7 protein-coding genes are annotated in these 8,842 nt (G+C 62.0%); 2 read left to right on the top strand and 5 right to left on the bottom strand.

Translation table 11 applies throughout. The features are described 5' to 3' along the window. Positions 1-139: 139 nt before the first annotated feature. From ACQRBT_RS02695 to ACQRBT_RS02675, 5 genes are all read right to left on the bottom strand, one after another. Positions 140-784: a glutathione binding-like protein gene (locus ACQRBT_RS02695; protein WP_412046661.1), complete on the bottom strand. Its 645-nt coding sequence runs from the start codon at positions 782-784 to the stop codon at positions 140-142. A 106-nt stretch (positions 785-890) separates the two neighbouring features. Continuing rightward, entirely contained in the window at positions 891-1,676 is a 786-nt protein-coding gene (locus ACQRBT_RS02690) for an ABC transporter ATP-binding protein (RefSeq protein WP_090366366.1), read from the bottom strand. Beyond that, positions 1,673-2,731, bottom strand: coding sequence for a FecCD family ABC transporter permease (locus tag ACQRBT_RS02685; RefSeq protein ID WP_412046660.1), 1,059 nt, complete (start codon positions 2,729-2,731; stop codon positions 1,673-1,675). Before ACQRBT_RS02685 ends, ACQRBT_RS02690 begins: the two co-directional genes overlap by 4 nt. 130 nt (positions 2,732-2,861) lie before the next feature. Beyond that, positions 2,862-3,989, bottom strand: a complete 1,128-nt coding sequence (locus tag ACQRBT_RS02680) for an ABC transporter substrate-binding protein (protein ID WP_412046659.1) — start codon at positions 3,987-3,989, stop codon at positions 2,862-2,864. 25 nt (positions 3,990-4,014) lie between these two features. Further along, entirely contained in the window at positions 4,015-6,396 is a 2,382-nt protein-coding gene (locus ACQRBT_RS02675) for a TonB-dependent receptor (RefSeq protein WP_412046658.1), read from the bottom strand. Positions 6,397-6,594: 198 nt separating this feature from the next. Here ACQRBT_RS02675 and ACQRBT_RS02670 point away from each other — a divergent pair, with 198 nt between their 5' ends. Next, positions 6,595-7,305, top strand: coding sequence for a response regulator (locus ACQRBT_RS02670; RefSeq protein WP_060753826.1), 711 nt, complete (start codon positions 6,595-6,597; stop codon positions 7,303-7,305). After that, positions 7,302-8,687 (top strand): ATP-binding protein, encoded by a 1,386-nt coding sequence (locus tag ACQRBT_RS02665; protein ID WP_060753825.1) that lies wholly within the window; start codon positions 7,302-7,304, stop codon positions 8,685-8,687. Before ACQRBT_RS02670 ends, ACQRBT_RS02665 begins: the two co-directional genes overlap by 4 nt. Positions 8,688-8,842: the final 155 nt, after the last annotated feature.

Here is an 8,842-nt window from a genome sequence, read left to right as displayed (position 1 = left end):
GGTCCTCCTGAAATACCGCGGCGTCTTTGTTGGGGCGGCTTTGCCACCCAGCGCGGGGCAAGCCCGCTCACTACAGATGATGTGTTCTACACCCACCCTTTAACTGACTGGCATTAGGGCAGGCCCCTCCCGCATGAAATCAGGGCTGGGGCGGGTTGACCTTTTGCACCAGTTCATAGGCCCGAACCGTCGCCGGCCGTGCCTTGATGGTGTTGAACCAACGCTGCACGTGGGGGAAGTCTTCCAGGCGCTGGCTCTGCCGCTGGTAGGAAGCGATCCACGGGTAGATTGCCATGTCGGCAATGCTGTAGTCCTCGCCCGCCACAAAGGCTCGGTCGGCCAGGCGCCGGTCCAGCACGCCGTAGAGGCGGGCGGTTTCATCGACATAACGCTTGATCGCATAGGGAATCTTCTCGGCTGCGAACTGGCTGAAATGATGATTCTGCCCTGCCATCGGCCCGAGTCCGCCCATTTGCCAGAACAACCACTGCAAGGTTTCCTGACGGCCGCGTAGATCACGGGGAATGAACTGGCCGGTTTTTTCCGCGAGGTACAGCAGGATGGCGCCCGATTCAAACAGCGAAAGCGGCGCGCCACCGTCGGTCGGGGTGTGATCGACGATGGCGGGGATGCGGTTGTTGGGAGCGATCTTCAAGAAGTCCGGCTTGAACTGCTCGCCCTGGCCGATGTTGATCGGGTGCACCGTGTAGGGCAGGCCGGCTTCTTCCAGGAACAACGAGACTTTGTGGCCGTTGGGGGTAGTCCAGTAATACAGGTCGATCATGAAGCTCTCCAAAAAGTGGTGATGCTTGAGCGAATGCTTGTAGGTATAGGTAACGTTCGGTGTACGAAAACTCAATGAAACATTTGCGCATATCCTTAGAGAGTTTTCACACTGCGCTGTCCACCAACACTTGCAACGACTGCTGCGAACAGCGCTCGATGCGCGCCTGCACGCCATACACCTCGGCGAACATCAGTGGGTCCAACACCTGATCTGCTGCGCCGCTGGCGTATAACCGACCCTGGCGGAGCACGGCGATATGGTCGGCGAAGCGTGCGGCAAGGTTGATGTCGTGCAGCACCACCACCGCGATCAACTGGTGTTCGCGCACCAGCCCACGCACGCAGTCCATGACTTTCAATTGGTAGTTGAGGTCGAGGGCGCTGGTGGGTTCGTCGAGCAACATGACCTGGGGGCGACGGGCGATGAGCTGGGCGAGGCTGACCAATTGGCGCTGGCCGCCGGACAACGTGCTCAACCACTGATCGGCCAAATGCGCGATACCGATGCGCCGTAGCGCCTCGAAAGCCTCGCGCAGGCAGGCTTCGCTGGACAGGGGAATGCCGTCCACACGCGCCACGCGCAGGGCTGCGATTACGCTTTCCATCACGCTGAGGCTCAGGCCCGGTGGCAGGTTTTGCGGCATGTAGGTCACCCGACGGGCGCGCTCGCCCACGGACATGGCCGACAGGTCGAGGTCGCCCAGGCGTACGACACCGTGCATCTTTTCCAGCCCGGCCACGGCCCGCAGCAATGTCGATTTGCCCGCACCGTTGGGGCCGATCAAGGCGGTCAGGCTGCCGTGGGGCAAGGTGGGCAAACTGAGGTCATGCACAATCTGCCGACGCCCGTAGCTGACATTGGCGTGCTGTACGGTTAGACCTTCACTCATAACTGCCTCCCGCGCTTGAACACCAACACCACGAAAATCGGCACACCCACCAGGGCGGTGACGATGCCCACCGGTACGATCACGCCGGGCATGAGCCATTTACTGGCGATCGACGACAGCGACAGCAACAAGGCGCCGGTCAAGGCGCTGGCGGGCAGCAGGAAGCGTTGGTCTTCGCCGACCAGAATCCGTGCGATATGCGGGCCGACCAGGCCGATAAAGCCGATGGTGCCGACAAACGCCACGGCGGTGGCCGACAGCAGGCTGATGCGCAGCAGCGAGAAAAACCGTAGGCGTTTCACGTCCACGCCGAAGCTTTGTGCACGGTCTTCGCCCATGCGCAGCAGGGTCAGGCGCGGGGCGGCGGCGAAGGAGAACGGCAACACCAGCGCCACCACCAGCGCCAGGATGCCGAGTTTGTCCCAGTTGGCCCGGGTCACGCTGCCCAGGGTCCAGAACACCAGTTGTTGCAGCACGTCTTCGGTGGCGACCAGCTGCAGCAAGGCCACCACGGCGTTACAACTGAACACCAGCGAGATGCCGAACAACACCAGGCTTTCAACACCGGCCCCGCGCAGGCGTGACATGGCTTGCAGCAGAAATACCGAGGCGGCGGCGAAGATGAAGGCCGAGATGGAAATCGCCGTATTGGCCGACACCCACACCGTGGTCACCGGAAACACGATGACCAACGATGCTCCCAGCGCCGCCGCCGAGGACACGCCCAGGGTAAATGGGCTGGCCAGCGGGTTGTTCAGGATGGCCTGCATCTCGGCTCCGGCCAGGGACAACGCGCAACCGACCAATACCGCCATCAGTGCGTAGGGCAGGCGCACGTTCCAGATGATCACTTGATCGGTGGCGCTCAAGTGGGACGGGTGCAGGATGCCATCCAGCAGGGCCAGCAGGCCCATACCCGACGGACCGCTCGCCAAGTCCACCAGAATCGCGCAGGCCAGCGCCGTACCGAGCAGCGCCAACAGCCAGGCGCGCCGTGCCAGCAGACGGCGATAGCCATGAGTGGCGCTGGCGAGGTCAAGGGTTTGAGTGGTCATGGGGCTCACACACTATTGAACATGATGAAAGTCCAACGGTGGGAGGGGGCTTGCGCCCGATGGCGGTGTGTCAGTGAACGAGTCTTTGGCTGACACACCGCCATCGGGAGCAAGCCCCCTCCCACAATGGTTACTGGGTTTCTACCGAGGTTTTTGCGTCGATCCAGTAGGCGCCTTGCAGTGGCATCTTCAGGAACTGCTGGTTGATCTGGTCCATGGTCGCGTGCGGGTCGAGCTTGGCGAACAACGCTGGATGAATCCATTTGGCCAGGGCTTCAATGGCCAGCAGGTTGTACGGCGAGTTGTAGAAGTCATGCCACAGGCCGTGGGCATTGCCCTCGCGGATGGCCCGCAGGTTGGCGAATTCCGGGCGCGCCAATACGCGTTCGAGCCCCGCGCGTGCTTCGTCATGGCTTACGCCCGCACCCAGGATCAGGCCAGGCTGGCGGTTGCCGGTGGCGATATACACATCCGGGTCCGCCTTGAGGGCATATTCCACACTGATATCGCCCAGTGCGCCCTGCACCACGCCGGCGGCGATATTGCGTCCGCCGACCAAGCTGATCAGCTCGCCCATGCCGCTCTTGCCGGTGGTATGCCCTGGTGCCTGCCACACGCCGGCCAGCAACTCGAGGAAGACGCTGGGGCGTGGGCCGGCGGGCAGGGTGGCGACGGCATCGGTGATGGCCTTGAGGTGCTGATCATAAAAATTCAGGAACGCTTGCGCCTGGGGCTCACGGCCAAGGGCTTGGCCCAGAGCGGTCATGCTGGTGTGCGTGCCTTGGACCGGGTTGAGGCGAAAGTCGACGAACACCACCGGTATGCCGGCCTTGGCCAGTACATCCGCCACTGGGCTGTGCTCGGTGGGGCCGTGCCCGGAGATGCTGAACACCGCCAGGTCGGGTTTGAGCGAAAGAATTTCCTCGGCGCTGACGCTCTGCTCTGAGGCTTGCCCGATCAACGGGATGTTTTTAACTGATGGAAACTTCGCGACATAGGCGTTGTAGGTGTGCTGGTCGAGCAGGCGCAGGTCATTCTGCCAGCCCACGATGCGCTGGAATGGCGCGTCCTGGTCGAGCAAGGCAAAGGCTGAAATCAGCCGGCCTTCGCCGAGCACCACGCGCTGGACGTCATCCTTCACCTCGACCTTGCGGCCGAGCACGTCAGTGACTTCATGGGCGGCGGCGGTTTCGGCGTGGCCGAAGAGCAGCGCGGCGCACAACACGCCGAGTTTGAACAGGTGGCGGGGCTGCAACATGGCAAGGGCTCCTGGAAGGGGAAAGTCAGAATTCATAATCAACACTGGCGGTGAGGGTGCGCCCGGCGCCCGGGATGCCGTAGAGCTGGAAGCCGTCGAGGGAGGCGCCGACCTGGCTGTAATAGAACGTGTTGAACAGGTTGTTGAGGTTGAGGTTGACCGTGGTGTCCTTGTTCACCTTGTATTGCGCCGCCAGGTTACTCAGCCAGTAACCGGGCGCTTTCTCGTGGTCGCGGGTGTAGATCGCATACACCCCGGACGGGCCATTGGCGTAGCTGCTGTTGTTGTTCAAACCGCCGACGTACTGGTTGTCGCTGTAGCGGCGCCGGCCCACGTATTGCTCGCCGAAGCTCAGGCTCAGGGCGTCGTTGACGGCGTAGGTGGTCCACAGGTTGGCGGTCAGGTCGGGGACGTTCTTGGCTTCGGCGCCTTTGTTGATGCCTTTGGTCTGGGTGCTCTTGAGCGCCGAGAAGCCGGCATACGCAGTCCAGCGCGGAGTGATATTGCCTTGCAGGCCTAGTTCTATGCCGTCCATGCGCTTGGCGGGCAGGGCGCGCACCGGGGCCGATTCGCCGTCCTGGTATTCCCAGGCGTTGTCCAGTTCGGTGCGAAAAATCGCTGCCGTCACATTGAGCAGGTCGTGGGCAATGTCCCACTTGGTGCCTATTTCATAGGTTTTCGACTTGGCCGGGCTGTAGTTGCGGGTGCTGGCTGCGCCGTAGATCTGGTTGTTGGTGGAGGCTCCCAGCGCCGAAGGTTGCGCGGCCTCGCTGTAGGATACGTAGACGCTGGCGTTAGGCACCGGCTTGTAAACCGCCCCGACCCGGCCGCTGACGGCACCGTCGGTGCTGCTGATCGTGGCCTGATCGCGTTGGCGGGTCTGGGCGCGCCAATGGTCGTAGCGCAGCGAACCCAGAACTTGCCACTGTTCATTGAGGGTGACGGTGTCACCCAGGTAGGCACCGGCATTGTCGATCACCGAACGTGGGTCGCCTTCGCCCTTGGTGACGTAGCTGCTGGCAAAGCTATGGCTGGGGTTGTTCATGTCGAAGAAAAGGTCGCCGGCCGGCACCTCGGCGTTGCGTTTCAGGCCGCCGTAGGTCTCGTGATAGAACTCCAGGCCCGATACCACGGCGTGTTGCAGGCTGCCGGTGTTGAACGTGAAGCTGAAGTCGGTCTGGTTATCCAGGATGGTGTAGCGCTTGGACAAACCGAAGTCGCTGCCGCGCAGGATGCTGTAGTCGGTGTTGCTGTTGTTCAAGTAGTCGGTGTAAGCATTGACCGTGCTGCCCGGTACCTGGCTGATCGGGCCTGCGCCGGTATAGCCCAAGGTTGCACAGCGAGTGCCGGTGCAGGTCTTTTTAGCGTTGGCATCGGCGGCGAAGAAGCGCGCCGGGGAGAGTACTGCGAAGTTGTCGCTGCGCTCCCAGCGTGTCTGGTTGCGCAGGTTGGCGTCGTGCCAGTCCAAGTCGTGTTCGAAGCGGGCGGTCAGCGAGGTGGTTTCGTTCTCTTGGGTATACAGGCTGGAGTCACCGTACCAGTTGGAGCGTTTCACCCCGGGCATGCGGTGGCCGTCGGTGCCACGCTGGATCGGCACGCCACCGTCGGGAGTGTTGGTGTCTTTCTGGTAGAAGGTGTCGACGAAAAAGCGCGTGTCGGTACCCAGGCCGAAACCGAAGGACGTTGCGATCCCCCAGCGGTCGTAGTCCACGTCGTCGCGTTCGGCGACCTGGTTGTAGTGTTTCATCAGGTTGATGCGTACCGCGCTGGTATCGGTCAGCTGCTTATTGAGGTCGGCGGTGAGGCGACGGTAGCTGTCGGTGCCGATTCCGGCCGAGACTTTATTGACGTCGCCCAAGTGCGCTTCTTTACTGACCAGGTTGACGCTGCCGCCCACGGCGGAAACCCCGGACTCGATGGAGCCGGTGCCCTTGAACACTTCGGCCTGTTGCAGGTTGAAGGTGTCGGTGCGGGTCGACATGCCCGCGTCGCGCACGCCGTCGACGGTCAGGCTCTGCTCCGAGGAAAACCCCCGGATTGAAAACAGATCGCCCCAGCCCAGGTTGCCTTCACCGGACATGAACGTAATGCCCGGCACGTTGCGCAGCACTTCCTGCAGGGTTTGCGCGTTCTGCTCCTTGAGCACCTGCTGCGGCACGATGGTCACGCTTTGCGGCGCGTCCAGCAGTGGCTGGCTGATCTTGGCGGAGGTGACCCGGTCCACCTTGAAGGTCGAGGAGGCTTCGCCGTCGACCTTGATTTGCGGCAGGTTCAATACCGAATCCTGGGGTGTTGCGGCGGTTGTATCGGCCCACGCCGTCGGCGTGACACCGCCGGCGGCCAGCAGGCCGAACATCGGTGCGAGGGTTGAGTGCAAAGGGTGACGCTGGGGAGTAGGCAAAGTCATTCAAAGCGGCCCGAACTAAATTACAATTAATCTCATTTAGATTCGGTAGTCTAAAGACCGCTTCCCGATGCGGGACCGTGGCTTTGTATCGCTGATGCGCGATTATTGCTGCCCACAACATTCCATTACATTTGCGTGTGCGGCCGGCTGAACTTTCGGCTATTTCCTGCGCTTTGAGTATTTTCGGACTGACTGCCCATGGCCAAGCAAGACCACCTACTAATCGTTGATGACGACCCGCAGATCCGCCAGCTGCTTTGCGAGTACCTCAGCGACGCCGGTTTCCAGGTGTCCACGGCCGCCGATGGCAAGGAAATGCGCCGTCGCCTGGCGCTGAGTGTCATCGACTTGATCGTGCTCGACCTGATGCTGCCCGGTGAAGACGGCCTGAGCCTGTGTCGCGAACTGCGGGTGAGCTCCAACACGCCGGTGGTCATGCTCACCGCCAAGGGCTCGTTGATCGACCGCATCGTCGGCCTGGAAATCGGCGCCGATGACTATCTGCCCAAGCCGTTCGACCCCCGTGAGTTGTTGGTGCGGATCAAGGTGGTGTTGCGTCGGGTGCAGAGCTTCCCGGATCGTGCGCGCCTGGATGAGGCGCCGAGCATTCGTTTCGCCGGCTGGCAGCTCGACACGCGGGCGCGGCAATTGTTGTCGCCGCAGGGCGTGGTGGTGAGCCTGGGCAATTCGGACTACCGCGTGTTGCGTCTGCTGTTGCAGCACCCCAATCGTCCATTGAGCCGCGACTTCCTGCTCAACCATGTGTTCGACAAGGACAGTACGCCGTTCGACCGTTCTATCGATGTGTGCGTCAGCCGCCTGCGCTCGCAATTGCCGGCGGGGTTGATCAAGACCGTGCGCAACGAGGGTTACATGCTCACCGCCGAAGATGTGGTATTGGAGTCTTGAGGCTGCTGCCGCGCTCGTTGTTCGGACGGCTGGTGCTGATTCTGGTCAGCGGCATGCTCGCGGCCCAGGCCCTGACCAGTAGCATCTGGTACGACCGGCGCCACGGCCAGGTGCTGGAAATCCCGGCGCGGCTGATCGCGACGCGGTTGGCGGATGTGGTGCGCCTGGTGCATAGAGACCCGCCGCAGGCCGATCAACTGGTCCAGTTGTTCGACAGCCCGCACTTTCATCTCACGCTCAGCGAGCATGCCAGCGATACGGTCAGCACCCTGACCGACAGCGACTTGCCCACCGAACGCTTGATCAAGAAAGTCCTGTCGGAAAAAACCGGCTATGCCCCGACCCTGAATCTGCTACGCCTGTCGCTGGTCGATGGTGACGGGCAAACGGCGGGGCTTTCCACGCTGCTCGGTTCCCGGCCGGTGGTGGGGCAGTTTCTGATCGACCTGCGCCTGCCCGATGGGCGCTGGTTGCAAGTGGACGCCAGCGAGGAACAAGGCTGGACGAGCACATCGCCCCTGGACCTGCTGTTCGACTACGTGATGCGTATCTATTTGCTGCGGGTAGTGGTGCTGGTCGTGATCGCCCTGGTGGCGGTACGCCTGGCGATCCGCCCGCTCAATGCATTGGCCAAGGCCGCCGAAGCGCTGGGCCGCGACATCCAGCGGCCGCCGTTATCGCTGGATGGCCCGACGGAAGTGCGTCGGGCGGCCCAGGCCTTCAACGCCATGCAGCAACGCCTGATTGCCAATATCGCCGAACGCACGCGCTTTCTCGCGGCCATTTCCCACGACTTGCGTTCGCCGATCACACGTCTGCGCCTGCGCACGGAAATGCTCGACGACACTCGCACCCGGGAGCGTTTTCGCGCTGACTTGGAAGAAATGGAGCACATGGTGGCCAGTACCCTGGATTTCGTCAGCAGCGGCGAAATCAACGAGGCGCGGCAGAACATCGACATCAATGCGTTGCTGCAAAGCTTGCAGGCGGACCTGCAGGATGTGGGGGAAAGCGTGACCCTTGAAGGCCGTGCGAAACAGCCACTGCCCGGTTATGCCCGCAGCCTGAAGCGCTGTGTGCAGAACCTGCTGGAAAACGCCGTGCGCTATGGCCAAGAGGTGGTGGTACGGGTCGAGGACCAGGCGGACAGCTTGAAGATCATCATTCGCGACCGTGGGCCGGGAATTCCCGAGGAGCAACTGGCACAGGTGATGGAGCCGTTCTATCGCGTGGAAGGCTCACGCAATGCCCAAACCGGTGGCTATGGGTTGGGATTGAGCATTGCGCACACGATTGCTCGGGCGCATGAGGGGCGGTTGAGCTTGAAAAACCGCGAGGGCGGGGGGCTTGAAGTGGAACTGCTATTTCAGCGCAAATCCTGAAATTCGGCATGCGACCAAATCTGTGGGAGGGGGCAAGCCCTAATGCCTGTCAGTTAAGAGAACCTGCCGCGACCAAACTCTGTAGTGAGCGGGCTTGCCCCGCGCTGGGTGGCGAAGCCGCCCCAAACCCAGGCACCTCGGTCCTCCTGAAATAC

Origin of the sequence: Pseudomonas sp. R19M, assembly GCF_050312585.1 — a bacterium.
GTDB lineage: Bacteria > Pseudomonadota > Gammaproteobacteria > Pseudomonadales > Pseudomonadaceae > Aquipseudomonas > Aquipseudomonas palleroniana.
Note: the sequence above shows the minus strand (reverse complement) of the source record. Positions and strands in the feature narration are given on the sequence as shown.